This is a genomic window from Asanoa sp. NPDC049573 (assembly GCF_040676615.1).
Lineage (GTDB): Bacteria > Actinomycetota > Actinomycetes > Mycobacteriales > Micromonosporaceae > Asanoa.
In genome coordinates this window covers 26618-53245 of record NZ_JBFAPI010000003.1, presented here as the reverse complement: position 1 = coordinate 53245, position 26628 = coordinate 26618, and the positions used below count along the sequence as shown (strand labels likewise).

General features: G+C 71.5%; 24 protein-coding genes. 17 read left to right on the top strand and 7 right to left on the bottom strand.

Features of this window, described 5'->3' with window-relative positions; translation table 11 throughout:
• The first annotated feature begins 37 nt into the window (after positions 1–37).
• The 4 genes from AB0J74_RS07080 (at position 38) to AB0J74_RS07065 (ending at position 7178) form a co-directional block, all read left to right on the top strand.
• The gene (locus AB0J74_RS07080) at positions 38–2740 is read left to right on the top strand and encodes an AAA family ATPase (RefSeq protein ID WP_363445590.1); all 2703 of its coding nucleotides are present in this window, start codon (positions 38–40) and stop codon (positions 2738–2740) included.
• Between the two features lie 67 nt (positions 2741–2807).
• A complete protein-coding gene (locus AB0J74_RS07075; protein WP_363445589.1) occupies positions 2808–3221 on the top strand; it encodes an RbsD/FucU family protein in 414 nt (137 codons plus the stop codon).
• A gap of 537 nt (positions 3222–3758) precedes the next feature.
• Positions 3759–5216 carry an MFS transporter gene (locus tag AB0J74_RS07070; protein ID WP_363445587.1) on the top strand — a complete coding sequence of 486 codons (1458 nt, stop codon included), beginning with the start codon at positions 3759–3761 and terminating at the stop codon, positions 5214–5216.
• A 3-nt stretch (positions 5217–5219) separates the two neighbouring features.
• Positions 5220–7178, top strand: a complete 1959-nt coding sequence (locus tag AB0J74_RS07065) for an amino acid transporter (protein WP_363445585.1) — start codon at positions 5220–5222, stop codon at positions 7176–7178.
• On the opposite strand, the gene AB0J74_RS07060 is transcribed toward AB0J74_RS07065, so the two are convergent.
• Together AB0J74_RS07060 and AB0J74_RS07055 are read right to left on the bottom strand one after the other, a co-directional pair.
• Positions 7175–8974, bottom strand: coding sequence for a hypothetical protein (locus AB0J74_RS07060; RefSeq protein ID WP_363445583.1), 1800 nt, complete (start codon positions 8972–8974; stop codon positions 7175–7177). The two genes, AB0J74_RS07065 and AB0J74_RS07060, sit on opposite strands and share 4 nt — an antisense overlap.
• A gap of 55 nt (positions 8975–9029) precedes the next feature.
• The gene (locus AB0J74_RS07055) at positions 9030–10580 is read right to left on the bottom strand and encodes a hypothetical protein (protein ID WP_363445581.1); all 1551 of its coding nucleotides are present in this window, start codon (positions 10578–10580) and stop codon (positions 9030–9032) included.
• A gap of 158 nt (positions 10581–10738) precedes the next feature.
• On the opposite strand from AB0J74_RS07055, the gene AB0J74_RS07050 reads away from it, so the two are divergent.
• From AB0J74_RS07050 to AB0J74_RS07020, 7 genes are all read left to right on the top strand, one after another.
• Positions 10739–11296: an RNA 2'-phosphotransferase gene (locus AB0J74_RS07050; RefSeq protein WP_363446581.1), complete on the top strand. Its 558-nt coding sequence runs from the start codon at positions 10739–10741 to the stop codon at positions 11294–11296.
• Positions 11297–11323: 27 nt separating this feature from the next.
• On the top strand, positions 11324–13054 hold the full coding sequence (locus AB0J74_RS07045) for an NAD-binding protein (RefSeq protein ID WP_363445579.1): 1731 nt from the start codon (positions 11324–11326) through the stop codon (positions 13052–13054).
• 9 nt (positions 13055–13063) lie between these two features.
• Positions 13064–13561 (top strand): MarR family transcriptional regulator, encoded by a 498-nt coding sequence (locus AB0J74_RS07040; RefSeq protein ID WP_363445577.1) that lies wholly within the window; start codon positions 13064–13066, stop codon positions 13559–13561.
• 36 nt (positions 13562–13597) lie between these two features.
• Entirely contained in the window at positions 13598–13873 is a 276-nt protein-coding gene (locus AB0J74_RS07035; protein ID WP_363445575.1) for a hypothetical protein, read from the top strand.
• Positions 13874–13889: 16 nt separating this feature from the next.
• Positions 13890–15419: a phospholipid carrier-dependent glycosyltransferase gene (locus AB0J74_RS07030; protein WP_363445573.1), complete on the top strand. Its 1530-nt coding sequence runs from the start codon at positions 13890–13892 to the stop codon at positions 15417–15419.
• Between the two features lie 109 nt (positions 15420–15528).
• Positions 15529–16059 (top strand): sigma-70 family RNA polymerase sigma factor, encoded by a 531-nt coding sequence (locus AB0J74_RS07025; RefSeq protein ID WP_363445571.1) that lies wholly within the window; start codon positions 15529–15531, stop codon positions 16057–16059.
• A complete protein-coding gene (locus tag AB0J74_RS07020) occupies positions 16052–17152 on the top strand; it encodes a hypothetical protein (RefSeq protein WP_363445569.1) in 1101 nt (366 codons plus the stop codon). Before AB0J74_RS07025 ends, AB0J74_RS07020 begins: the two co-directional genes overlap by 8 nt.
• Here AB0J74_RS07020 and AB0J74_RS07015 read toward each other — a convergent pair.
• Both AB0J74_RS07015 and AB0J74_RS07010 read right to left on the bottom strand, forming a co-directional pair.
• A complete protein-coding gene (locus tag AB0J74_RS07015) occupies positions 17149–17958 on the bottom strand; it encodes an IclR family transcriptional regulator C-terminal domain-containing protein (protein WP_363445567.1) in 810 nt (269 codons plus the stop codon). The genes AB0J74_RS07020 and AB0J74_RS07015 overlap by 4 nt on opposite strands.
• Before the next feature lie 3 nt (positions 17959–17961).
• On the bottom strand, positions 17962–19386 hold the full coding sequence (locus tag AB0J74_RS07010; protein ID WP_363445565.1) for an amidohydrolase family protein: 1425 nt from the start codon (positions 19384–19386) through the stop codon (positions 17962–17964).
• Between the two features lie 194 nt (positions 19387–19580).
• On the opposite strand from AB0J74_RS07010, the gene AB0J74_RS07005 reads away from it, so the two are divergent.
• The 6 genes from AB0J74_RS07005 (at position 19581) to AB0J74_RS06980 (ending at position 23979) form a co-directional block, all read left to right on the top strand.
• Positions 19581–20726: a CaiB/BaiF CoA-transferase family protein gene (locus tag AB0J74_RS07005; RefSeq protein ID WP_363445563.1), complete on the top strand. Its 1146-nt coding sequence runs from the start codon at positions 19581–19583 to the stop codon at positions 20724–20726.
• Positions 20711–21493 (top strand): citryl-CoA lyase, encoded by a 783-nt coding sequence (locus AB0J74_RS07000; RefSeq protein WP_363445561.1) that lies wholly within the window; start codon positions 20711–20713, stop codon positions 21491–21493. Before AB0J74_RS07005 ends, AB0J74_RS07000 begins: the two co-directional genes overlap by 16 nt.
• Positions 21494–21505: 12 nt before the next feature.
• Positions 21506–22372: an extradiol ring-cleavage dioxygenase gene (locus AB0J74_RS06995; RefSeq protein WP_363445559.1), complete on the top strand. Its 867-nt coding sequence runs from the start codon at positions 21506–21508 to the stop codon at positions 22370–22372.
• Positions 22369–22731 carry a hypothetical protein gene (locus tag AB0J74_RS06990; protein ID WP_363445557.1) on the top strand — a complete coding sequence of 121 codons (363 nt, stop codon included), beginning with the start codon at positions 22369–22371 and terminating at the stop codon, positions 22729–22731. Before AB0J74_RS06995 ends, AB0J74_RS06990 begins: the two co-directional genes overlap by 4 nt.
• Complete coding sequence (locus AB0J74_RS06985) at positions 22728–23696, top strand: zinc-binding dehydrogenase (protein WP_363445555.1); 969 nt, start codon at positions 22728–22730, stop codon at positions 23694–23696. Before AB0J74_RS06990 ends, AB0J74_RS06985 begins: the two co-directional genes overlap by 4 nt.
• Positions 23697–23790: 94 nt before the next feature.
• Complete coding sequence (locus AB0J74_RS06980) at positions 23791–23979, top strand: hypothetical protein (protein ID WP_363445554.1); 189 nt, start codon at positions 23791–23793, stop codon at positions 23977–23979.
• Here the strand turns inward: AB0J74_RS06980 and AB0J74_RS06975 are convergent.
• The 3 genes from AB0J74_RS06975 to AB0J74_RS06965 all read right to left on the bottom strand — a co-directional run bounded on the left by AB0J74_RS06975 (position 23976) and on the right by AB0J74_RS06965 (position 26604).
• Positions 23976–24569 carry a TetR family transcriptional regulator gene (locus AB0J74_RS06975; protein WP_363445552.1) on the bottom strand — a complete coding sequence of 198 codons (594 nt, stop codon included), beginning with the start codon at positions 24567–24569 and terminating at the stop codon, positions 23976–23978. The genes AB0J74_RS06980 and AB0J74_RS06975 overlap by 4 nt on opposite strands.
• Positions 24559–26118 (bottom strand): MFS transporter, encoded by a 1560-nt coding sequence (locus AB0J74_RS06970; protein WP_363445550.1) that lies wholly within the window; start codon positions 26116–26118, stop codon positions 24559–24561. Before AB0J74_RS06970 ends, AB0J74_RS06975 begins: the two co-directional genes overlap by 11 nt.
• A gap of 63 nt (positions 26119–26181) precedes the next feature.
• The gene (locus tag AB0J74_RS06965; protein ID WP_363445548.1) at positions 26182–26604 is read right to left on the bottom strand and encodes a YccF domain-containing protein; all 423 of its coding nucleotides are present in this window, start codon (positions 26602–26604) and stop codon (positions 26182–26184) included.
• Positions 26605–26628 lie beyond the last annotated feature (24 nt).

Below are 26628 nucleotides of genomic sequence, written 5' to 3'. Positions count from 1 at the left end.
CCTGAATGGGTGACCCTCGCTCGCTAGCTTGAGTGAGGTGGCACGGGTCGTTCTTCGCGGGCGCTCGGCGGCGATGTCGGCGGCGATGCCGGCACTGCGCCGGGCGGCCCGACATGGTCAGAGCGGCGTCGTGGTGGTCAGCGGCGACGCCGGAATGGGAAAGACCGCGGTACTCGACGCGATCTGCGCGCAAGCGGTCGGAATGGGCTTTCGCACCGGTGCGGCGAAGGCCGACGAGATCGGCCGGATCTCGCCCGGCGCGCCGGTGCTGCTGGCCCTGCGCAGCGGCGCGCACCCGCTGCTCGACGCGGCCGCGCTGGCCGAACTCGACGAGCTCACCGACCATCCGCTGCCGCTGATCGACCGGATCGCCGCGCGGCTGGAGCAGGTGGCGGCCGCGGCACCGGTGCTGATCGTGATCGACGACGTGCAGTGGGCCGACCAGTTGAGCCGGCTCGCGCTGCGGGTGCTGCCGGACCGGCTGGCCGGCGATCCGGTGGTGTGGCTCCTCGCCACCCGCGACCCGGCCGAGGAACTGACCGCCGCGTGGGGGCCCCGGGTCGAGACCATCCACCTCGGCCCGCTGGCACCGGGCGACGTCGCGGCGATCGCGCGCGACCGGTTGGGCCGGCCGCCCGGCCCGACCACCCAGCGGATGCTCGACGGCGTCGGCGGCAACCCGTTCCTGGTCACCCAGATCCTCGACGGTCTGGCCCGCGGCGACCGCGACGACGTGCCGCCGCCCGGGTTCGTCCGGGCCGTCGACGCGCAACTCGACGCGCTGCCCGACCGCACCGTGGTGTTGCTGGCCTCGGTGCTCGGCCGGCCGTTCCCGATCGACGAGGCACAGCGGATCGTCCCGTCGGTCGGCAGTGCCGACGTCGACCGAGCGGTCGCGGCCGGGCTGCTCACCCGCGACGGCCACCTCGTCCGGTTCCAGCACGACCTGGTCCGCGAGACCGTCTATGCCGGACTGTCCACGTCGGTCCGACGAGACCTGCACCGGCGCTGCGCCCGCCATCTGCTGGCCTCCGGGCACGAGGCGCTGGCCGCCGCGCCGCACGCCCGCGCCGCCGCGACGCCCGGTGACGAGGAGAGCGCGGCCGTCCTCTGCGAGGCCGCGCATCAGGCGGTGGCGGCGCTGCCGGCGACCGCGGGCGAGTTGGTCACCGAGGCGTTCGGGCTGGTGCGGCCGGCCCAGCCGTCATGGCAGGCGACCGGCGAGCGGTGCGTCGAGATCCTGGGCCGGGTGCGGCGCTGCGCCGACGCGGTGCGGACGGCCGACGCCGTGCTGGCCCGGGCCGGCGACAGCGAGACCTTCGCCCGCGTCCAGGTGCTCGCGACCAACGCGCTCTGGCAGATCGGCCGCCCGGCCGAGTCGGTGGCCCGGGTCGACGACGCGCTGGCCGCGCCGGGCCTCCCGGAAGCCCTGCGGGTCCGGCTGGCCGCCGCACGCGCGTTGGCCCTGACCCGGATGGTGCCCGCCTGGCAGGCCCGTCCGGCCGCCGAGGACGCGCTGCGCGACGCCCGCCTGGTCGGCGACCACGACGCGACCGCTCTGGCCCTGCAGGCTATGGGCGAGCTGGGGCGGAACACCGGGCATCACGCCGAATCGCTGGCCTACTTCCGGGAGCTGCGCTCGGTCAGCGACGCGTCCTACCAGGGCGAGGAGATCATCGAACTGCAACTGCTCGACCGGTACGCGGACGCGGGCGCGCTGCTGGAGGCCGCGCACCGGGACGACCGGGGTGGGGTCGAGGCGACCCTGCCGCCGGTGATCGCCGCGCAGATGTGGCAGGACTACACGCTCGGCCGGCTCGACGACGCCGAGTCCGGTGCGCGGACGCTGCTCACCATCGGCCAGGAACTCGGTGACCACGTGCACGAGTTGGACGCGCGGATGGTGTTGGCCGGCCTCGCGCTGCTGCGCGGGGAGGTCACGGAGGCGAGCGCCCACCTGGCGCCGGCCCTGGAAGGCGGGCTGGCCGAAGACTCGGTGCGGCTCCCCGGCCTGCGCCTGATGGAGGGCTGGCTGGCCGCCAGCGACGGGCGACCGGAAGACGCGCGGAAGATCCTGCGGCCGCTGCTGTTCGCCGCGCGCGAGTCACGGTCCGACTGGCCATGGCGGCCGGGCTGGATGCGGATCTTCGCGCGGATCGGCCGCGCCACCGGAGACCAGCGGTTCACCCACGAGGCGGTGGCGATCGCCGCCGAGGGCGCCGCGCGCAACCCCGGGGTGCCGAGCTTCGCGGGTGCCGCGCTGGCCCTGCGCGGCCTGGTCGACAAGGATCTCGACAAGCTGGCCGCGGCGAACGTGGTGCTCGACCGCAGCCCGCGGCCGATGTTGCGGGCCAACGCCGCCGAGGACCACGGGCGGCTGCTGCTCACCTTCGGTGCACGCGATCAGGGTATCGCGGAGCTCGACCGGGCCTGGGCCATCTACCACGGACTGGGTGCGCGGGCCGCGCAGGTCGAGGTGCAGCGGGTGATGCGCCGGGCCGGCGCCCGCCGGGCCAAGTGGGACACCGACGGTGCCCGGCCACGGCAGGGCTGGGCCGCGCTCACCGACGCGGAGGTCAAGGTGGCCGAGCTGATCAGCGCCGGGCACACCAACAAGGAGGCGGCCCGGCTGCTCAACCTCTCGCCCAACACGGTCAGCACGCACCTGCGGTCGATCTTCGCGAAGCTCGACGTGCAGTCGCGGGTGCAGCTCACCAACGCGGTGCACGCGATGCGTTAGGAGGGGAGAACCCCCGGTAAGGCTGTCCTTACTAGACGGAGCGACGGCCGGACATCATGATCCGGCCATGCTCAAGACAACGCTTCTGCATCCCGGCATCGTCTCCGCACTCGGTCGCGCCGGGCACGGATCGACGGTGTTGATCTCCGACGGGAACTACCCCCATTCCACGGGTACGAGGGCCGGCGCGGATCTGGTCTTCCTCAACCTGCGGCCGGGCCTGGTGGCGGTCGACGACATCCTGGGTGCCGTGCTCACCGCCGTACCGGTGGAATCGGCCTATGTGATGAGTCCGGGCGACGGGCCGGAACCGGATATCTTCCCTGTTTTCCGGCAGCACCTCGCGCCCGTCGAACTGACCCCGCTCGACCGGTTCGCCTTCTACGACAAGGCCCGGGAACCCGACCTGGCACTCGCGATCGCCAGCGGCGACACCCGCCTCTACGCCAACATCCTGCTGACCATCGGCGTGGTCAGCTGAGGACCGCCTGCTCGCGCGAGCGGGTCCCGGCCGGTCGCGACCAGCAGGGTCGGCGGCGGCCCGGCCACCGAGGCGGCGCGGCGTAGTCCGGCGCGCCCGGTGCGGGCGCTTAGCACCGGGGGCACCGCCGGCCACCGTGGGCCGAACAGGCGTCCCAGCTCTCGACGAGGAACTCCAGGAACTCCGCCACCCCCGGTCGCGGGGGCTCGAGGGCGCCGGGGCCCCGGACCCCGGGCATCGCGGAGCGTGCCGCCGATCGGCCGGATCGGCTGGGCCGCCAGCCGGCGCGGCGGCAGCGCCCGGAGGCGGGCGAGTTGGGCGGACCGCCGCCTGCTTCCGGCGGTGCCGTCGCACAGCGCGCGCCGAATTCCTCGTCCGGCCCCAGACCGTGACGAACGGCCAGCGTCGGGACACCGCGGCCGAGACGCTGGTCGGGCCCACGACGCGACCGGCATGGCGAGGAAAGATCGTCGGCCGAACCGCTGGGACGGGTACGTTGGGTTGCGGGTCCGTTACCGGGGGGACGGCACTGATCGGATGAGCACGAGCAGCGTCGGCGAGAACAAGAAATCGGGCACTGTCCAGGGTTCGGGCCTGGCGGAGATCGTCGATGCCCTGCGGGTGGGGCCGTTTCGGCGGCTGTTCCTGGTGCTCGGGCTCTCCGCCCTCGGCGACTGGCTCGGCCTGCTCGCCGGCGCCGCGTTCGCGTCGTCGCAGGTCTCCGGCGCCACCGCGAAGGGCGCCGCGTTCGGCTCGGTGATCGCCGTGCAACTCCTGCCGGCCTTCGTCCTCGGCCCGCTCTCCGGTGTGATCGCCGACCGGTTCGACCGTCGCTACACCATGGTCGTCTCCGACGTCGTCCGGTTCGCGCTGTTCGCGTCGATCCCGATCGTCGGCTTCGTCGTCGACAGCTCGGTCAAGGTGGTCACCTGGGCCGCGATCGCGCTGTTCCTGGCACAGTGCGCGGCGCAGATCTGGACACCGGCGAAGGAAGCGGCGGTGCCCAACCTGCTGCCCCGCTCCCGGCTGGAGGCGGCCAACCAACTCACGCTGGCGACCACGTACGGCATCACGCCGATCTTCGCGGCATTGATCTTCAGTGGCATGGCCCGGCTGCCCCGGCCGGGCAGCGTCGGCCCGGCCGACTACGCGTTGCTGTTCGACGCGCTCACGTTCCTCGCCTCGGCCATCGTGGTGCAGTTCTTCGCGAAGGAGATGTCGGGCCGCACGGCCCGGCCGCCCAAGGCGGAGACCCACGGGGAAGGGCACCACGTCCCCGGCCGGGGCGTCGTGCGTGACCTGGTCGACGGCGGCAAGTTCATCGCCAGGACCCGGCTGGTCCGGGGCATCGTGGTGGGGGTGCTGGGCGCGTTCGCCGGCGCCGGGGTGGTGATCGGCACCGCCAACTTCTACGCCCGGTCGCTCGGCGGCGGCGAGGCCACATTCGGCATCCTGTTCGCCGCGATCTTCGCCGGGTTCGGCATCGGCATCGCGGGCGGGCCGGCGCTGGTCGGCACGCTCTCCCGGCGCCGCTGGTTCGCCCTGTCGATCATGCTGGCCGGGGTCGCGGTGATCGGGCTCTCCGCCGCGCCCCGGCTGTCGCTGGCGATCCTCGGCGCGGCGGTGACCGGCGCCGCCTCCGGCATGGCCTTCCTCTCCGGCCTCACCCTGGTCGGCGGCGACATCTCCGACGACGTACGCGGCCGCGTGGTCGCCTTCATCCAGTCGGCCGTACGCATCACCCTGCTCCTCGCGATCGCGCTCTCCAGCGTGCTCGTCGGCCTCGGCGCTTCCCGGCAGTTCCACGTCGGCGGGCTCGAGGTGCACCTGTCCACCACCCGACTGCTGCTGTTCGTGGTCGGCGTCGCCGGCATCGGGGTCGGCATCCTGTCGTTCCGGCAGATCGACGACCGGCCGGGCGTGCCGGTGTGGCGAGACATCGTGCGCGGTGTCCGCCGCCGGCCGCTCTCCGACACCGCCAAGAAGCGCCCCTGACCCGTGACCATCTCACCCGAGGCCCCCGCACCGCAGAACCGCTTCACCGAGTGGTTCCTTCGCGGCGCGTCGCACCCGACGCTGCGGCCGCAGGGCCCGTTCACCCGGCCGGCCGCGACCACCGAGCGCCGGCACAGCTGGTGGCGGGTGATGTGCCTGACCGGCCTGGACTACTTCTCCACGCTGGGCTATCAACCGGGCATCGCCGCGCTGGCCGCCGGCGTGCTGGCGCCGCTCGCGACCATCGTGCTGGTGCTGGTCACCCTGCTCGGCGCGCTGCCGGTCTACCGGCGGGTGGCCCGGGAGAGCCCGCACGGCTCGGGCTCGATCGCGATGCTGAGCAAGCTGCTCTCGTTCTGGGAGGGCAAGCTGGTCGTGCTGATCCTGCTCGGGTTCGCGGCCACCGACTTCATCATCACGATGACCCTCTCGGCCGCCGACGCGACCGCGCACATCCAGGAGAACCCGTTCTGGCCGGAGTCGCTGGGCAACCACCAGGTGCTGATAACCCTGGTGCTGCTGGCCCTGCTCTGTGCGGTGTTCCTGAAGGGCTTCGCCGAGGCCATCGGCATCGCGGTCGTGCTGGTCGCGGTCTACCTCGCGCTCAACGCGGTGGTGATGGTCGACGGCCTCATCCGGGTGGTCACCCACCCGACGCTGACCAGCGACTGGTGGTCGGCGTTGACCACCATGCACGGCAGCCCGGTCGCCCTGATCGGGATGGCGGTGATCATCTTCCCGAAGCTCGCTCTTGGCCTGTCCGGTTTCGAGACCGGCGTCGCGGTGATGCCGCACATCAAGGGCGCGCCCGGCGACACCGAGGAGCGCCCCACCGGCCGGATCCGCGGCGCGCACAAGCTGCTCACCACCGCCGCGATCACCATGAGCTGCTTCCTGATCACCAGCAGCATCGTGACCACCGTGCTGATCCCGGCCGACGCGTTCGACCCGGGCGGTGCGGCCAACGGGCGTGCGCTGGCCTTCCTCGCGCACGAGAACCTCGGCTCGACCTTCGGCACGGTCTACGACCTCTCCACGATCACGATCCTCTGGTTCGCCGGCGCCTCGGCCATGGCCGGCCTGCTGAACCTGGTCCCCCGCTACCTGCCCCGGTTCGGCATGGCGCCCTATTGGGCCAGCGCGGTGCGGCCGCTGGTCGTGGTATTCACCGCGATCGCCTTCTTCATCACCTGGCTGTTCGACGCCGACGTGACCGCGCAAGGAGGCGCGTACGCCACTGGTGTGCTGGTTCTGATCACCTCGGCGGCCATCGCCGTGACACTCTCGAGCCGGCGGCACCGGCAGCACAAACAGACCATCGCGTTCGGCGTGATCGCGTTGGTCTTCATCTACACCACCATCGACAACGTCATCGAGCGCCCGGACGGCGTCAAGATCGCAGGGAGCTTCATCGGCGCCATGATCATCTTTTCGATCCTGTCCCGGCTCCGCCGCGCGTTCGAACTGCGGTTCACCAGCGTCCAGTTCGACGAGATAGGCCAGCAGCTGCTGGAAGACTGCAAGGGCACGGTGGTCCGGATCGTCGCCAACCACCCGGACGCCCTCGATGCCCAGGAATACCGCGAGAAGCTGCAGCGGATCGTCGACGAAGACGTGCTACCCGACGTCCACGACGTGATGTTCGCCGAGGTGACCATCACCGACCCGTCGGACTTCGAGTCAGACCTACAGGTCCGCGGCGAGATCCGGCACGGCCGCTACCGGGTGTTCACGATGGCCAGCCCCAACGTGGCCACGGCACTGGCCGCCCTGCTGCTGGAGATCCAGGCGACGACCGGCCAGCGCCCGCACATCTACTTCGAGTGGACCGAGGGCAATCCGGCGTCGAACTTCCTGCGTTATCTGGCCTTCGGCCAGGGCGAGGTGGCGCCGGTGACCCGGGAGATCCTGCGCGAGCAGGAGCCGGACCGGATGAAGCGGCCGCACGTGCACGTGGGTTAGACCCCGAGCTTCTGCTTCGTGTACGTGAAGCAGCGCTTGGTGACGGTCGGCCAGGGTACGCCGAGATACTGGTCCGAGACGACCGAGGCCGGGCGACCCTCGCGCAGCAGTTGGTCGACGAACGTCATCAGCTTCTTGTGGCCGTACTGCGCGGCGATGCAACTGGTCGCGTAGTAGCCCAGGCCGTAGGCGGCGTCGATCTGCCAGTCCGGCGCGTCGTCGTCGGGTACCAACTTCTCCAGGTTGCCGGTGAACTTGCGCTCCCGGATGAGCCGCCGCGACGACTGCTTGCGGTCATAGGCGGCGACGCCGCGCTTGTCCCACTCGATGAACTCGGCGATGCCCTCGGTCAGCCACCAGTCGTCGCCGGTGTGGGCGCGGTAGTCGCGGCCGCTCAGGGTCGCCACGTGACCCATCTCGTGCTTCAGCACCGATTCGGCGTACGAGCTGGACAGGTCTTCCATCCGCAGCACGATGTCGGAGCGCGTGCGGGTCGCGGGGATGGCGAAGCCGACCGCCCAGTCCTCGGAGCCGCCGAACCACTTCTTCCACTCGGCCGGGCCGGCCAGGTAGACGACGTAGCGGTCCGGCTTGTCGCCGAGCACGTATTTGTCGGCGGTCTTCGCGGCCCGCTCGGCGAGCGGGAGGAACGCCCGGGCCTTGGCGGCGTAGTTCTTCGGCGCGGCCACGACAGCCCGCTTGCCGACGGCCGCGGTCAGCGCGCTGACCTCCCACGGGTGCGGACCGTTGGCGTCGGCCTCGATCGCGGAGATCTTCGTCATCCGGTAGCCGGTGGGCGAGTCGCGCCAGACCGTGTCGAAGACGGCGGTCGACGGCTTGCAGGTGGCGACGGCGAAGCAGTGCGCCATCCCGACCCGTACGTTCCATTGGCTGAAGCCGCCGACCTTCTTCTCGTTGACCGGGCCGCTGTCGACGGAGAGGTCGAAGCCGGCGACCTTCATGGCGCGCAGCGACCGGAAGCGGCGGTCGAGTTCGGCCCGGACCTTCTTGTCGGCGGCCGGCTTGACGAAGGCGCCGAGGTTGCCGTCGCGCATGCCCTTGGTCATCGTGGCCAGGCTGGTCCTGATCTGGTCCAGGGCCCAGGCGAAACGGACGTTCTCCGAATCGCCGGGCTTCGGCGACGGCGGCGGGCCGGTGGGTGCGGCGGCGGGGGTCGCGGTGGCCATGGGGGCGGCGACGGCCGAGGGTGCCGGGTCGCCGGTCGCGATCACGACGACCGTGGACACCTCGAGGAGAAGCACGAGGAACGCCACGACCAGCCCGACGATGAGCCCCCGCCGCCGCTTCGGCGGCGGCGTCAGGCCGGCCACGGGCAAGGGCTGGCCTGGCTGGACCGGGGCGCCGACCGTCGGCGGCAATGCGGGGGTCACAGGCTCGGCCGGCGACGGCGCCGCCGGGGTCACCAACTCGGCCGGCGACGACGATGCTGGGGTCACCAACTCGGCCGGCGACGACGCTGCCGGGGTCACCAGCTCAGCCGGCGACGACGCTGCCGGGGTCACCAGCTCAGCCGGCGACGACGCTGCCGGGGTCACCAGCTCAGCCGGCGACGACGCCGCGGGAGTCACCGGCTCGACCGGCGACGGCGCCGCGGGAGTCAACGGCTCGGCCAGGGTGCTGGCTGTGGGCTGCGCGGCACTGGCAAGCGGCTCGGCCAGGGGCGGTTCCGCGGCCGGTACCAGCTCGACGGCCGGTGCCTCCGGGGCTGGCTCAGCCGCGGGCGGCTCCGGTGCCGCGTTGTTGGTCTTGCTCAGATCGACATCCCCGTATGACACGATCGGAGACGCTACGGTCTGCGCGCCGGTAAATGATCATCCGTTCGGACCAGTGCTAGCCGCCTACTTTTTGCTTCGTGTAGGTGAGGCAGCGCTTGGTGACCGTCGACCACTCGGCGCCCAGGATCTGCGGTGCCGCCACCTCCGACGGCCGGCCGGCCCGCAGCACCTCGTCGGCGAAGTCCATCAGCTTCGCGTGCCCGAACTGGTCGGAAATGCAACTGGTCGCGTAGAAGCCGAGCCCGTAGGCGGCGTCGATCTGCCAGTCGTCCGCGTCGTCGGCCGGCACCAACTTCTCCAGATCGCCGGTGAACGTCTTCTGCCGCAGCGCCCGCCGCGCGGAGTCCTGCCGGTCGTAGCCGGAGATGCCGCGCCCGTCCCACTCGATGTATTCGGCGATCCCCTCGGTCAGCCACCAGTTCTCGCCGTAGTAGTCGTGGTACTCCCGCCCGGCCAGGGTCGCCACGTGGCCCATCTCGTGCTTCATCACCGACTCGGCGTACCCGGTGGGAATCTCCTCCATCCGCAGCACGATGTCGGAGCGGTTCGGGGTCGCCGGGATCGCGAAACCGATAGCCCAGGGCTGCGTGCCGCCGAACCACTTCTTCCACTCCGACGGCCCGGCCAGGTAGATGAGGTAGCGGTTCGGCTTCTCGCCGAGCACGTACTTGTCGGCGATCTTCGCGGCCCGCTCCGCCGCCGGCAGGAAGGCCCGGGCCTGCGCCGCGTACTGCTTCGGCGCCGCGACGACCGCGCGGGAGCCGACCGCCGCGGTCAACAGGCTGACCTCCCACGGGTGCGGGCCGTTGTTCTCGTCCTTGACGGTCGACAGCTTGACCATGCGATAGCCGGCCGGCGAGTCGCGCCAGGTCGTGTCGATCACGAGGGTGTCCGGCTTGCACCCGGCGACCACGAAGCAGTGCCGGATCTGCAGGCCGACACCCCACTCGCTGAACCCGCCGACCTTCTTCTCGTTGAACGGTCCACTGTCGATGGTCAACTCGAATTCGGCGACCCGCATCGCCCGCAGGGACCGGAACCGACGATCAAGCTCCGTGCGTACGTTCTTGTCGGCGCCGGCCGCGACGAACGTGGCGAGGTCGCCGGTGCGCATCGCCGTGGTCATGCCGGCCAGGGTGTCCTTGATCTGCGCCGCCGCCCAGGCATACCGGACGCTCTCCGGATCGCCGGGCTTCGGCGACGGCGGCGGCCCGGTGGGCGAGGCGCCGGCGCTCGCGCTCGCCGCGGGGGTGGCCGCCGTCGCGGTCGGCGCCGGCGAACCGGAGGTGAGCACGATGACGGCCGGCACGGCGAGCAGCAGCACGACCAGCGCGACCAGCAGCCCGACGAACAGCCCCCGCCGGCGCCGCGGCGCGGGCGGCCCCCCGAGCGGTGGAGCCGACTCCCCGGGATCCGCACCGCCTGCGGCTGGAGCGGCGGGCACCGGAGCGGCCGGCACCGGAGCGGCCGGCATCGGAGCGGCGGCCACCGGAGCGGCGGGCACCGGAGCGGCGGCGGGCGTCGTCGGCTCGGACGGCGGTCGCTGCGCGGGCGGCGTCGCGGCCGCGTCGGTGGTGTTGATCGGATCGACGTCCCCGTATGCCACGTCCCGACACGCTACGTCCCGCGCGCTCGTAATTGATCACCTGTTCGGCCAGCTCTGGGCGGCGGCATTGCGGCGACCCTCACAAGCTGTCACGCCGCGACCCGGCGCCCGGAAAACGGGCGCGCATTCGGATCGGTGGAAGCGACAATGGCCGGGTGATCGACGACCTGATCCGGGTCAGCAAGCGCTTGTCCCTGGTGCTGCGGCACCGACCGGAAACCATCGGGGTGACCCTCGACCCGCAGGGCTGGGTCGACGTCGACGTTCTGCTGGCCGCCCTGGCCGCGCACGGCGTCCCGCTCGACCGGGCCACCCTGGACCGGGTCGTGGCTGGCAACGACAAGCAGCGGTTCGCGGTCCGCACCGGCCCGGACGGCCGCGACCAGATCCGGGCCAGCCAGGGCCACTCGGTCGCGGTCGACCTCGGGCTCGACGACCGGCCGCCACCACCGCGGCTCTTCCACGGCACGGCCGCCACCGCGGTGCCGGCGATCCTGCGGGAGGGGCTGGTCAAGCGCCGGCGGCACGCCGTACACCTGTCGCTGGACGTGCACACCGCGCGGCGGGTCGGCGCGCGGCGGAGCGGGTCGGTCGCGGTGCTCGCGGTCGACGCGGCGGCCATGGCCGCCGCCGGCCACCGGTTCCAGTGCAGCGCCAACGGCGTCTGGCTGACCGACCACGTTCCACCGACGTTCATCCGCCGGCTGAACGCCTAGAGCACCTGCGGTGGCTACCATCCGGGCGTGTTCCTGGTGTGGGGCGACAACACCCTGGCCCGCCGGCTCGCCAACGAACTGGTCAACACCTACGGCGTCCCGGTCACCGTGATCGTGCGGTCGGCCGACGCCGACCAGGCGCCGGAGATCGCCGACCTCGAGCCGGAGACCGGCGACCCCGACCTGCGGCCGGTGCTGGTCGCCGCCGCCCGCCTCACGCCCGACGTGCTGGTGCGCGCCGGTGTCGCCGACGCCACCGCGGTCGCCCTGGTCGAGCGCGACGACGTGGCCACCGTGGATGCCGCGATGATGGTGCGCGAGCTCAACCCGACCGCCCGGATCGTGGTGCGGGTGTTCAACCCGATCCTGGCCAAGGGCGTCACCGCGATGCTCGGCGACTGCGACGTGCTGTCCGGGTCGGAGATCGCGGCGCCCGCGTTCGTGGCCGCCGCGCTCGGCGACGACACGCCGACGTATGTGCGGCTGACCGACGAGTTCCTGGTCACCGCTCATCGCGACGAACACCCGGACCCCGACGACGTGGTCTGCGGCCTGGCCGTGGTCGACGGCCGCAGCGAACCGGAGACGCTACCGGTCGACGACGCCGCGGCCGACCTGCTGCTGGTCCGCCGCTACGGCGAGCCGCCGCGGCCGAAGCCACGGCGCGGGCGCCAGCCGCTGCGGGTGACCGCGCTGGTGCTCGGGCGGCGCCGGCTGCGCTACGCCCTGCTCGGTGTCGCCGCTCTGCTCGGCCTCAGCACCGTGCTGCTGGCCTACCTGCGCGGGCTCAACCTCTGGGAGGCCGCCTACCTGGCCTCGGTCACCGCGCTCGGCGGCATCGGCGACGACGTCTCCGGCGGTGCGGTCGAGCAGGTCGTGCTGGCGCTGCTCGCCCGGGCCGGCGTCGTGCTGGTCCCGTTCGTCACCGTCGTGATCGTCGAGGCGGTGGTCACCGCCCGGCTGGCCGTCAACTCCGGCGCGCTGACCCGGCCGCTCGCCGGGCACGTCGTGCTCGTCGGCCTCGGCAACGTCGGCACCCGGGTGCTGCGCGAGTTGCACCGGTTCGGCGTCGACGTGGTCTGTGTCGACCGGTCGGCCGACGCCCGCGGTGTCGCGGTCGCCCGCGAACTCGGGGTGCCGGTCATCATCGCCAGCGGCAACAGCGAGCAGACGCTCCGGGCCGCGTCGGTCGGCACCGCCCGCGCGCTGCTGGTGCTCTCCACCGACGACGTCTCCAACCTCGAGACCGCGCTGCTCGGCCGGGCCCTGCACGGCGGGCGGCTGCGGGTGGTGCTGCGCCTCTACGACGAGGGATTCGCCCGGCGGGTCAAGCGCAGCTTCGACATCGACCTGTCCCGCAGCGTCTCCTACCTGGCCGCGCCGGCCTTCGCGGCGGCGCTGTCCGGCCGCGAGGTGATCGACGCGATCCCGGTCGGCCGGCGGGTGCTGCTGGTCGCCGAGTTGCCGGTCGGCGCCGGTTCCGAGCTGGAGGGGCAGCTCTGCCCGGAGGTCAACCGGCCCCACGAGGTGCGGCTGATCGCCGTACGCACCGGCCGGATCGGTCAGACGCTGTGGACCGTGCCGGAGCGGCGCGAGCTGGTGCGCACCGACCGATTGATCGTCGTCGCGACCCGGGCCGGGCTGGCCGGGCTGCTCGCCCGCACCCGGCCCAACCCCGACGCGCCGCCGCTGCACGAGCCGCAGCCGCTGCGCCTGCTCACCGGGCCGCGCCCCGCACCGGACGGTGACGCTCCGTAGGCTGACCCGATGAGCACCGCCGACGACCTCGGCGCGCGCACCGCCCGGCGGCAGCACGCGCACGCGATCATGACAGCGCTGCGCGAGCTGCGGGTGCAGCTCTCGCTGCTCAACCATCAGGTCGGCGGTCACGTCGAACTCAAGGACATCGACCTCGACTGCTTCGAGCTGGTCAGCCGCGAGGGCCCGGTGAGCCCGACCGCGCTGGCCCGCCGGGCGGGCTTGCACCCTGCGACCATGACCGGGGTCCTCGATCGGCTCCAGCGTGGTGGCTGGGTGACCCGGGAGCGCGACGCGACCGACCGGCGCGCGGTGGCCGTGCACGCGGTCCGCGGGCGCACCGCCGAGCTGATGCGGCTCTACGCCGGCCTCGGCCGGGCGGTCGAAGACATCTGCGCCGGTCACGACGAACGCGACCTGGCGCTGGTCGCCGACTTCCTGCGGCGCACCACCCGGGCTGGTCGGTTGGCGACCGACGGGCTGGCCGACGACCGGGCCGGAGCATGATTGCGAGTCGAACAGGTGTTCGATAGCCTGTCGATCGTGGAGCTGGTCGGACGATGGTGGAACGGTGACCGCAATTCGGCGACGCGGCGCGACATCTGGCTGCATCGCGATCCCGACGCGGGGTGGCTGGTGCGGGCCCGCGCCGGCGACAAGGACCGCGACGTGACCTGGCCGGCGTTCGACGAGGAGTGGGCGGCCCGGGCCTGGGTCGACCGGTTGATGGCCTCGTCGACCGGCGGCCGCTCGATCTGGAAAGACCTGACCAAGGTGGTCCGCAAGCCCCCGACGGGCGGGTGGTCAGCACGCGTTTAGGCCGTATGATCGCGCGGTGCTAGCGGCCCCGGAAGTCACCCAGCGCCGCCTGGCGCCGTTCGACCCCCGCGGCAACCTGGCCTCCTGGTATGCGACCGGGTTCGTCGTCCTGGTCGCCGCGGTCCTGCGCTTCTCCGGCCTGTCGCGGCCCGAGGGCAAGCTGTTCGACGAGACCTACTACGCCAAAGACGGGTGGGGGCTGCTCACCAAGGGCGTCGAATGGAACTACCGCGACAACGTGCCGGCCTACGTGGTGCACCCACCGCTCGGCAAGTGGCTGATCGCGCTGGGCGAGTGGGCGTTCGGCTACTACGACGTCGACGGCGACCAGCGACTCACCGGTCACCTGTTCAACGCGGCGCCGGAGTTCGGCTGGCGGTTCTCGGTCGCGGTGGCCGGCACGCTCTCGGTGCTGCTGATGGTGCGGATCGCCCGGCGGCTGTTCGGCTCGACGGTGCTCGGTTGCGCGGCCGGGCTGCTGCTCGCCCTCGACGGCTTCCACCTGGTGCTGTCGCGGATCGCGCTGCTCGACATGTTCCTGCTGCTGTTCGTGCTCGCCACGTTCGGCGCCCTGGTGGTCGACCGCGACGCCCGCCGCCGGGCCATGCTGCATGCGATCACCGCCGGCACCGGAGCACGGGCCGGCGTCCCCTGGTGGCGCCTGTTCGCGGCAGCGCTGTTCGGCTGTGCGGTGGCCACCAAGTGGAGCGCGCTGTTCTTCCTGCCCGTGTTGCTGCTGCTGGTGTTGTGGTGGGACGCCGGCGGCCGGCGCTCGGCCGGCGTCGACCGGCCGTGGCGGGCCGCGCTGCGCCAGGAGAGCGGCTGGCTGGTCGTCTGCGGCGTGCTGATCGTCGCGGTCTACCTGGCTTCCTGGTCCGGCTGGCTGCTCACCGACGACGGCTACTTCCGGCACTACCGGGCCGCCAACGGCCAGTCGGAACTGCCGGTCATCGGCGCGTTGCAGAACCTCTGGCACTATCACCACGAGGCGTTCACCTTCCATTCGACCCTGCAGACCAAGCACCCCAGCCAGTCGTGGCCGTGGCAGTGGCTGCTGCTGGGCAAGCCGGTGACGATCCATCTGGCCTACCCGGGCGCGCCCTGGGGCCAGGCGCCGGTCTCCGAGATCATCCTGCTCGGCACCCCGGTGCTCTGGTGGTCGTTCCTGCCGGCCCTGGTCGCGACCACCTGGCTGGGCATCGCCCGCCGCGACTGGCGGGCCGGCGCGATTCTGCTGATCTCGGCGGCCGGGCTGCTGCCCTGGTTCTACTACGCCGTCGACGCGCACCGGGTGATGTTCTCGTTCTACACCGCGCCGGCCATGCCTTTCTTCGTGCTGGCGGTGGTCTACGTGCTCGGAGCGATCATCGGGCCATTCGGCCCGGAGCACGCCGACCGCCGCCTGATCGGTTCGGTGGCCGCGGCCGCGTACCTCGTGCTGGTGGTCCTCTGTTTCGCCTACTTCTACAACCTCTTCGTGGGCGACTTCCTGCCCTACGCCGACTGGGCCAAACGCATGTGGCTCAGCAACCGCTGGAATCCGTAACTGTCGGGTCCCCGTCCGCAACCGCCCGACACGATGATGCGTGTTGATCCCGATCGGCCAACCACAAGGGACGGCCGCCATGGGGGAGGATGCGAGGACGGTGGTTTCCTTGCGTGACGGGGGCGATCTCGATCTGGTGCCCGGCTTCGGCCCGCCAGGCCAGACCAGCTTCGAAGAGTTCTATTCGGCGCACTTTCAGGCCCTGACCATCCAGCTGTACGCGTACACCCGCGATCTGGCCGGCGCGCAAGACATCGCGCAGGAGGCGTTCTGTCGGGCGCTGGCCCGGTGGAAGCGGCTGGCCGACTACGACGACCCGTCGGCCTGGGTGCGCCGGGTCGCCTGGAACCTGGTCACCAGCCGATGGCGGCGGACCCGGACGGCGGCGCTGTTCCTGCGCCAACAGCGACCGGCCCACGTCGCGGAGCCGAGCCCGGACCGGGTGGCTCTGGCGCACGCGCTGGCCACCCTGAAGCCGGACCACCGCCGCGCGGTGATCCTGCACTACCTGGCCGACCTGCCGATCGGTGAGATCGCCCGGCAGGAAGGCGTTTCGGAGAACACGGTGAAGTCGTGGCTGCATCGCGCTCGCGCCGCACTCGCCGCCCAGCTCAGCGACGAGGAGGCGGACCGTGCCTGACTTCGACGATGACCCGCGCCTGGCACACGCTTTCGCCGCGTTGCGCCGCGAGGTCGCGCCCTACGTGACCCCACCCGGCAGCGCCGCGGCACGCCTCTCGGTCCGGCACCGGCGCCGGGTCGCTGCGGCGGCCATCGCCACCTCCGCCGCGCTGCTGGTCGGGGGCCCCGCGGTCGGCTTCGCGGCGGCCGACAACGACACCCCGACGCCGCCGCCGGTCGTGGTGACGCAAACCCCGACCCCGGCCCACACGGCGCCGGCCACACCGACCCCGACCACGCCGACTTCGACCAAGGCGCCTGGTGTGCCGCGGGTGGCCGGCAAGGTGTTCTACATGACCCTGGACGGCAAGCTCTATCTCGACGGCCGCGGCTACCCGGGCGACTATCTGAGCCTCAACGTGTCGCCCAACGGCAAGAAGGTGACCTGGGTCGAGGACGGCAACCTGATGATGTCGGACGTGGACGGCAGCCACCGCCGCACCGTGCACCGGGGTGTCGAGAACATGTGCGACGAGCCGGTCTGGTCCGGCGATTCGACCCGGCTCCTGATCACCCAGGTCTTGCCCCGCGGCGCCAACCTTGCCGTGCTCTACCTGGCCGGCGGCGCGGGCGACGATCTCGGCGAGCCCGAGGGCTGCCACTACCGCTGGTCGGCCGACGGCAGCAGGCTCGCCTACCAGCACGGCGACACGCGGGGGGTCACGATCCAGGACCTCGACGGCGGCGACAAGGTGACGTTGACGCCCGCCAACATCGGCGGACGGCGCCCCGCCGGCCTGCTCGGGATCTCGGCCGACGGAGGCCGGGTGTGCATCCAAACGGCTCCCGCGAACGGCACGACCGGCGACGCCGCACGGGGTCTGACGTGCGACACCCTCGTCGACGTCCGCTCGAAGAAGGTCGTCGATCTCCCGGCCGAAGGCACGTTGCGCAGTGTCGTGTTCCTCGCCGACGGCGGCATGCTGGCCCGGTTGCGGACCGACCGAGGCTCGGAGTTGGTGCGGCTGGACAAGCACGACCGGGTGATCGCCCGCAGCCTCGAGTCGGCCGCCAACGCCGACCGGATGCTGCTCGCCTACACCCCGAACTAGGCCCTGCCGGGCGCGGTCACGGTCAACGGGATCGCGCCCATCAGGGACCAGTCGTGGCCGATGTCGGCGGCGCAGCGCAGCAGCAGCGGTAGGTATTCCTCGGTCAGTCGTTCGACCGAGGTCTCGGCGGCGTGCACGGTCACGTTGATCGCCGCGACCACGGTGCCGTCGCCGTCGCGGACGCTGGTGGCCACCGAGCGGATGCCGGGCGCCAGGTCCTGGTCGGCCAGCGCCCAGCCCTTCGCCCGCACCTCGCGGAGCTGCCGGTCGAGCTCGTCGCGGGTCGGCTGCCAGCGTGCGGTGATGCCGGACCGGCTCGGCTCGGCGAGGACGTCGGCGAGCGAATCCGGCGGCAGGGCGGCCAGCAGCACCTTGCCCATCGACGTGGGCGGCGCCGGGAACCGGGTGCCGATGGTGACCGCGAGGGTCACGATCTTCGGCACCGCCACCCGGGCCACGTAGACGATGTCGCTGCCGTCGAGCTGGGCCATCGAGGTCGACTCGTTGGTCTGCGCGACCAGCCGCTCCATGTGGGGCCGGGCGACGTCCCACATGCTCAGCGAGTTGACGTAGGCCATGCCCAGCTCGAGCACCCGCGGCGTCAGCGCGTAGCCGCGCTCGGCGGCCCGCACGTAGCCGAGCTCTTCCAAGGTCAGCAGGATCCGCCGCACCGTGGGCCGGGCCAGCCCGGTCGCGCCGGCGAGATCGCTCAGCGTGCGCACGGGCTGCCCGGCCGGGAACGAACGGAGAACGTCGAGCCCCCGGGCCAGCGCTTCGATGAAGTCAGGTCCGGACTCGCGTGGCATTTCTCAATGCTTCCATTGCGCCGAGCCGGCGTCGTAGTCGGTGTAGGTGTAGGGGTTGTCCGTCACCTTGGTCTCCGGCACGTCCGGGTTCATACCCTTCGCCCAGGCCTCCTCGCCCATGTCGCCGACCAGATAGTCGACGGTGCGGCCGATCGCGGCCCGGGCGGCGGCGAGGTCGACGTCGACCAGCCGGCCGCCGCGCTTGACGATCCGGCCGTTGACCACGACCGTGTCGACGTCGCCGCGCTGCGCCTGGAACGCCACGTGCCCATAGGGGTGCAGCACCGGGAACATCACCGGCGAGTGGTCGTTTTTGATCAGCACGATGTCGGCCTTCTTGCCGGGCTCCAGGCTGCCGACCACCGAGTCGAGGCCCAGCGCGCGAGCGCCACCCATGGTCGCCCAGTCGACGACCTGCTCGGCCCGCAGGTGGCAGTGGGTGACCGTCTCGGCGTTGCGGTGCGCCTCCATGTGCTCGCGCGACCGGTCGGCGCCGAGCGTCGAGCGCATCGCGGAGAACAGGTCGCCGCTCCACCAGACGCTGGTGTCCATCGACAGCGAGACCGGGATGTCGTGGTGCCGCAACTGCCAGGTGGGCGGGTAGCCCTGGCCGGCGCTCTGCTCGCTCTCCGTGGAAACCGAGACGGAGCCGCCGGTCGCGGCGATCCGGTTGTAGGAGTCGCGGGTCAGCGTCGCGGCGTGCACGTAGATCGACTGCGGCGTCATGAAGCCGTTCTCGTGCATCAGCCGGATGCCGTCGTCGTTGGTGGCGCCCCAGACGCCGGCGTGCGTGGTCACCGGCGCGCCCAACTCGCGGGCCACCTCGAACGCCGCCTTCTCCGGGAACGCCGGGTCGCCGGTCACGTCGAAGGCCATCTGGAAGCCCAGCATGTCGCCCTTGCCGTGCAGCCGGCGGTTGACGAAGTCGCGGAACTCCGGCGCCGCCGACCACTGCCAGGGTCCCTGCTGGATGTTGCCGTAGGCCAGCACGAACCGGCCGGGCACCGCCTCCAGCGCGTCGACCGCGGCGTCGGCGTGGTCGATCGTCTGCAGGCCGTGTGACCAGTCGACCGTGGTGGTGACGCCGGCGTCGAGCGCCTCGATCGCGCCGAGCAGGTTGCCCGCGTAGACGTCTTCGGGCCGGAACCGCTTGCCGGACTCCAGGTAGTACCAGACGAAGTACTGGGTCAGGGTCCAGTCGGCGCCGTAGCCCCGCATCGCGGTCTGCCACATGTGCCGGTGGGTGTCGATCATGCCGGGCATGACGATGCCGCCGGTGGCGTCGATCTCGACGGCGCCCTCGGGCGCGGTCAGCGCGGTGCCGATCTCGGCAATCTTGTCGTCCACCACGAGCACGTCCGCATCCCGGAGCACGGTGTGGTGGTTATCCATCGTCAGCACAAGGCCGTTGCGAAACAGCACGCTCATCGCCGTCACTCCTATCGGACAGTAGTCCGCCTAGCGGCCAGCCAGTCTCGAACGTCGCGATTGTGAGCCCGCTCACCAGCCGCCGTCAAGACGTTAGCATTGCGTGATGGTTGCGCGATGAGCCAAGCAATGACCAAGATAAAGGTGTACGGACGTCCGTCCGCGCAGCGGACATTCAGCGAAGGAGCTAGCGAGTGACGGAGAATACCGGGCCGCTGAAGGGCATCCTGGTGGCCGACTTCTCCCGGATCCTCGCCGGCCCCTACGCGACCATGTTGCTCGCCGACCTGGGCGCCGACGTGATCAAAGTCGAGGGCCCGGCCGGCGACGACACCCGCACCTGGATGCCGCCGGTCCGCGACGGCGTGGCCACCTACTACCTGGGCATCAACCGCAACAAGCGGTCCATCGCCCTCGACCTGCGCGACGACGCCGACCTGGCCGCCGCCCGGGAGCTGGCCCGGCGCGCCGACGTCATGATCGAAAACTTCAAGCCCGGCGGCCTGGCCCGGTTCGGGCTCGACTACGACACGGTCGCCGCCGGCAACGAGGGCATCGTCTACGCCTCGATCAGCGGCTTCGGCTCGGGCGCGGGCGCGGCCATCCCGGGCTACGACCTGATGGTCCAGGCGATCTCCGGGCTGATGAGCCTCACCGGCGATCCCGACGGGCCGCCCTACCGGGCCGGCATCTCGGTCTTCGACGTGATGGCCGGCCTGCACGCCAACATCGGCATCCTGGCCGCCCTGCACCACCGTGCCGCCTCCGGGCGCGGCCAGCACGTCGAGGTCAACCTGCTGTCGTCGGCGTTGTCGGGGCTGGTCAACCACAGCAGCGCGGTGGTCGCCGGCGACACCGTGCCGTTCCGGATGGGCAACGCCCACCCCAGCCTGTTCCCCTACGAGCCGCTGCCGACGGCCGACGGCGAGCTGATCGTGATCGCCGGCAACGACGGGCAGTTCCGCAAGCTGTGCCAGGTGCTCGGCGTGCCGGAGTTGGTCGACGACCCACGGTTCGGGCGCAACCAGGACCGCACGGCCAACCGCGAGGCGCTGCGCCCGCTGCTGGTCGAGGTGCTGCGCACCCGCACCAAGGACGAGTGGTTCCGCGACCTGCTGGCCGCCGGCATCCCGTGCGCGCCGATCAACACCCTCGACGGCGGCGTCGCGTACGCCGATGAACTCGGTCTTGATCCGGTGGTCGAGGTGGGCGGGGGCGAGGACGCGGTGCCCAGCGTGCGCAACCCGATCACCTTTTCGGCGACGCCTCCGCGCTACGAGTTGCCGCCGCCGGGGCTCGACCAACACGGGGAGGAGATCCGCGCATGGCTGAAGAGCTGACCTTTCCGACCGGGCTCGGCACGTCCGACGCCGACACCATCTCGCTGCTAGGGCAGGACCTAGCCGGCGACCTGATGGGCAAGGTCGGCTTCGGCGAGTTGGCATTCTGGCTGGTCACCAAGCGCCGCCCGACGCCGGGCGAGACGCGGGTGTTCGAGACCGTGCTGGTCTCCCTGGCCGACCACGGCTTCACCCCGACCGCGATCGCCGCCCGGCTGACCTACCTGAGCGCGCCCGAGTCGATCCAGGGCGCGCTGGCGGCCGGTTTGCTCGGCGGGGGTTCCCGCTTTCTCGGCGTGACCGAAGACTGCGGCCGGTTCCTGGCCGAGACGTTGCGCGACGCCCCTGCGGATGTGGACTTCGACGCCCTGGCCCGCACCGCCGTCACCGAGGCCCGCGCGGCGAAGCGGTTCGTGCCCGGTCTCGGGCATCCGGTGCACAAGGTGCGGGATCCGCGTACCCCCGTGTTGATCGGCATCGCCCGGGAAGAGGGCCTGGAAGGCCCGCACCTCAAGCTGTTCCAGGCGATCGGACGCGTGCACCCGGAGATCCTGGGTCGTACGCTGCCGCTGAACGGTGCCGGCGTCGCCGGAGCCGCACTCGCCGACCTCGGGCTGCCGGTCGACCTGCTCCGCGGCTTCGCGCTGCTGGCCCGGGCGGCCGGCCTGCTCGGCCACCTCGCCGAGGAGAAGCGGGCGCCACTCGGCATGGACATCTACACGACGGTTGACCGCCACGCCCGGTATGTCCCGCCGGGCCAGGACTGAAGAGGAGCGAGCATGGCCAAAGTCGTCGCGGTCGTCGCCTCCACGCATCACCCGTTCTACTACCGCGCGAGCACCGCGACCGGTGCCGACCGGCCGCCGTTCGCCGACGAGTGGACGAGCAAGATCCTGGCCTTCCGGGAGACGCTGACCCGGGCCAACCCCGACGTGCTGGTGATGGTCGGCTCCGACCACTTCCACCAGCTCTGGCTCGACAACATGCCGCAGTTCCTGGTCGGCAAGGCACCCTTCTACGACGCCAACTGGTACAACGAGGAACGCGAGTTCGGCCTGCCCAGGATGCTGCTGCGCGGCCAGGAAGACCTCTCGTCCTACATCCTGCGCGAGGGCCTCGACGCCGGCTTCGACCTGGCGTTCAGCAACGAGTTGCGGATCGACCACAGCATCACCTGCCCGATCATCACCCTGCGTCCCGAGGCCGACCTGCCGATCGTGCCGATCTACACCAACATCTTCGCGCCGCCGCTGCCGCGGCCGAAGCGCTTCGTCCAACTCGGACAGACGATCCGCGAGCTCGTCGAGTCGTGGCCGAGCGACCTGCGGGTGGCCGTGATCGGCACCGGTCATCTCTCGCTGGAGCTCGGCGGCCCGCGGCAGTTCGGCCCGCACGGCCCCGACCCGGAGTTCGACCGCCGCGCGGTCGACTGGATCGCCAGCGGCGACCTCGACGGCTGCCTGTCCGAAGTCACGCTGGACAGCCTGCACGCACCCGGCAACGCGACACACGGCTTCATGGACTTCATGCTGATGATGGGCGTCGCCGGCGCCGGTGCGAAGGCCGACTACGTCGACTCCCTCGACCTGTTCCACACCATGGAGGCCTACTTCACCTGGTATCCGAACGGAGCGCCGGCGGCATGAGTCGTTACCTGATCGACAAGTTCCTCTACACCGTCGACCGCGACCCGGATCTGGTCGAGCGCTACCGCGACGACCCCGTCGGCACCGTCACCTGGTGGGAGGCCGAGCGCGCCAACGCCGTGCTCAACTGCCACACCGGTGAGGCCAGCACCTGGCTGCGCTTCGACGACGCGGAGCGCGCGGCACTGTCCACACACGACTATGTCAAGCTCTTCGAGCTGGGCGCGCACCCGTTCCTCACGCTGACCCTGTTCATCGCGATGTTCGAGCGCGACCACGCGGAGCCGCTGGCCTTCCAGAAGCAGTACGCGGCCCGGCTCGCGCACTTCGACCTGCCCTACCCCGACATCGCGACATGAGCACGATGCGCGCCGCCGTCGTCGACCCCGCGGGCCAGCCGCCGCGGGTGGTCGACCGCGCCCTGCCGCCGGCCGGCGAGGGTCAGGTCCGGGTCGCCGTCACCGCGGCGCCGATCACCCCGCTCGACCTGCTCTGCGCGTCGGGCACCTCCTACTTCGGCATGCCAGCCTGCCCCTACGTGCCGGGCGTGCAGGGCGTCGGCCGGCTCGACGACGGCACGGCGGTCTGGTTCCCCACCGACGCCGGCATGAAGCCGGGCGACGGCAGCATGGCCGAGCACGCGGTGGTCCCGGCGGCCGACCTGGCCCGGCTGCCCGAGACGGTCGACCACCGCCTGGTCGCGGCGCTCGGCCTGTCAGCCGTCGCGGCCTGGCACGCCCTGCTGGAGCGCGGCGAACTGGCCGCCGGCGAGCAGGTCCTGGTGCTCGGCGCGGGTGGTGTGGTCGGCCAGGCCGCGATCCAGATCGCCAAGCTGCACGGCGCCCGCCGGGTGGTGGCCGCCGCCCGGTCGACCGCCGCGCAGGAGCGGGCACACCAGGCCGGTGCCGACTCGGTGGTCGCGGTCTACGAGCAGGACGACGTCACCTCGCTCGCCCGGCGGCTCGGCGACGCCGCCGACGGCCCGGTCGACCTCGTGCTCGACCCGCTGTTCGGCGTGGCGGCGGCCGCGGCGCTGCGTACCCTGCGGATCGGCGGCCGACTGGTCAACCTGGGCAGCGCGGCCGCGGAGACCGCGCCGTTCGACTCGGCGACCCTGCGCAGCCGGTCGCTGCGGGTGCTCGGCTACACCAACAACGAACTGACAGCGGCGCAGAAGGCGGTGACGGTCAGCGAGATCGCCGACCACGTCGCCGCCGGGCGGCTGCGCACCGCCTACGAGGCGGTGCCGCTCGAAGCGGCCGCCGACGCCTGGCAGCGCCAGGCCGCGGGCACAGTCCCGGGCCGGATCGTGTTGACGATCTAGCCCAGGGATGCGGCCGGGCCGTCTCCCCCGTTCGGCCCGGCCGCATCCCACCCGCAACCGTTTCGCCGCGCCGCCACCGGGTAGGGCAGCAGGCATGATTGATTCTGATCTGCTCGACCGCGTATTCGTCGGCGAGGAGCGCCTGTCCAGCGACGAGATCCACCGCCGGGTCGTCGCGCTCGACCCGCCCGCCGACGTGTTGATCGCCTTCGACCAACTGCCCGAGGGCGAATACAGCGTCGACGAGATCGCCGAGTTCGTCGGCACCGACGAGCCGGCCTAGCGCGCGAACGGGAAGCCGGCCTCGAAGAAGTCGAGGGCTTTCGCCATGCGCTCCACCGAGAACACGAAGTCGTCGTGCATCGCGCCCATCACCGTGCCGACCACCGCTCCGGCGAACGCCCGGCACTCCAGGTCGTCCTTCGGCCGGTTGGCCCGGGTGGCGACCCCCTCGGCGAGCAACGCGATCGTCCGCTGCAACTCGTCGAGTTGGGCCGCACGCAACTCGGGCACCGTCCGGATCAGGTGCTGCCGGGCCATCTCCCGCTCGAACTGTTCCGGCGCCATGCTCTCGAACACCTGCTCCATCGAGCGGCGCAGCGCGGTCAGCACCGGCACGTCCGGGGGCTGTTCCAGGAACGACCGGATCATGATCGGGTCGTAGTCGTCGACCAGGACGAGTTGTTCCTTCGACGGGAAATACCGGAAGAACGTGCTCGGCGAGATGTCGGCGGCCTCCGCGATCTGTTCGACGGTGGTCTCCCCATAGCCCTTCTCGGCGAACAGGCGCATCGCCTGGTCGCGGATGGTGGCCCGGGTCCGCAGCTTCTTGCGCTCGCGGAGCCCGAGCCCCATCTCTGGTTCAGCCGGCATGTAGTGATTCTGACACCGCCACCGCCGGTGCGGCCGGCACGACCGGCGTCACCACGCGGCGGGGCAGGAGCCAGAACGCGGTCGCGGCGGCCACGGCACAGAACGCCACACAGACCCACAACGTCTGGTTCATCCCCGTGACGAAGGCGGTGCGCACGGTGTCCAGCAACGCCAGGTCGCCGCGCTGGCTCGCCACGGCGACGCCGGCCGAGACGCTGTCGGAGACCGGGTGCACCGCCGCGTCACCAAGGCCCGACTGATAGCCGGAACTGACCACCGTGCCCAGCACCGCGACGCCGATGGTGCCGCCGGCCTGGCGCAGCGCCTGGACGACCGCCGAGCCGGAGCCGGCCCGTTCGACCGACAGCGCGTCCATCGCGGCACCCATCGTGGCCGGCAGTGCGAGACCCATGCCCACGCCGAGCAGCGCGATCCAGGTGGCCGTCCAGCCGTACCCCGTATCGATGGTGGTCATCGCACCCAGCCCGAGGGCCACGGCCAGCACCACGAAGCCGGCACCGATCAGCACGCCACTGCCGACCGAGCGGGCGACCCGCCCACCGATGCGGGTGCCGACCAGCAGCCCGCCGATCATCGGCAGCAGCCGAAGCCCGGTGCCCAGCGCGTTGGCGCCACCGACCGCCTGCAGAAACTGCGGCACGAGGAAGAGCAGCCCGAACATCGCGAAATTGACCACCGTGGCGAGCGTCGACCCGAGGGTGAAGCCGCGGCTGTGGAACAGACCGAGATCGATCAGGGGGTACGCGGCTCGGCGTTGCCGGGCGACGAACAGGGCCAGCACCGCCAACCCGGCTGCGATCAGCCCCCAGTCGGCGAGGTCTGACCAGCCGTCGTCGCCGATCCGGATGAAGCCGTAGGTCAGGCCGAGCAACCCGGCCGACGACAGCAGGATGCCGAGGAAGTCGATCGGGCGGGGGTGGGTGCTGCGCGACTCGGGAACGAACAGCGCGACCGCGAGCACGCCGACCACGACCAGCGGCACGTTGATCAGGAAGATCGAGCCCCACCAGAAGTGCTCCAGCAGATAGCCGCCGACGATCGGACCGAGCGGCAGGCCGATCGCGGTCGAGGTGATCCAGATGGTCAGCGCCCGGCCGCGCTCGCGGCTGTCCGGGAAGAGCACCGGCACGACGGCCATGGAGAGCGGCATCATGATCGCGGCACCGAGCCCAAGGGCCGCCCGGGCGGCGATCAACGTTTCCGCGCTGCCGGCGTAGGCGCACAGCGCCGAGGCGGCGCCGAAGAGCACGAGCGCGCCGAGCAGGAAGCGCTTGCGACCGAACCGGTCGCCGAGCGAGCCGGCCGGCAGCAGCACGGCCGCGAGAACCAGCGTGTAGGCCGACGCGAACCACTGGAGTTGCGCGTTCGAGGCGCCCAGGTCGACCGACAGCGTCGGCAGGGCGACCGTGAGCACCGTCGTGTCGAGCCCGATGGTGAGCATCGCGACCGCCAGCGCGGCCAGCGCCAGCCATCTGCTCGTGGAACGAGACGTCGGCATCGCCGACCACCCCCGAATGTAGAAGTTCATCTCAAGTGAGAGTAACTCCTACATTCGAGGTGCTGTCAACTTGTAGTGGCTCTCAGCTTCTTCTCAGGCTGCGGACACCCGCGGGGTGGTCCACGCGGCCGCCGGGTCGTCGATCTCGACGATCTCCTTGCCGAGCGGCCAGAACGCGGCCGGCACCAGCTTGAAGTTGGCGATCCCGAACGGGATGCCGATGATCGTCAGGCACTGGGCGATGCCCTGGACGATGTGCGTCAGCGCCAGCCACCAGCCGGCGACGATCGCCCAGATGACGTTGCCGACATCGGAGGCGACACCAGAGGTGGGCCTGGTGATCAGCGTGCGACCGAAGGGCCAGAGTGAATAGTTGGCCAGGCGGAGCGCGGCAATGCCGAACGGAATCGTGACAATCAGCGCAAAACAGATTAGCGCCGCCAGCCCGTAGACCAATGCCAGGACGATGCCGCTACCGAAGATCAGCCAAAGGACGTTCAGAATAAAGCGGATCATCCTCTCATCATGAACCCCGAACGC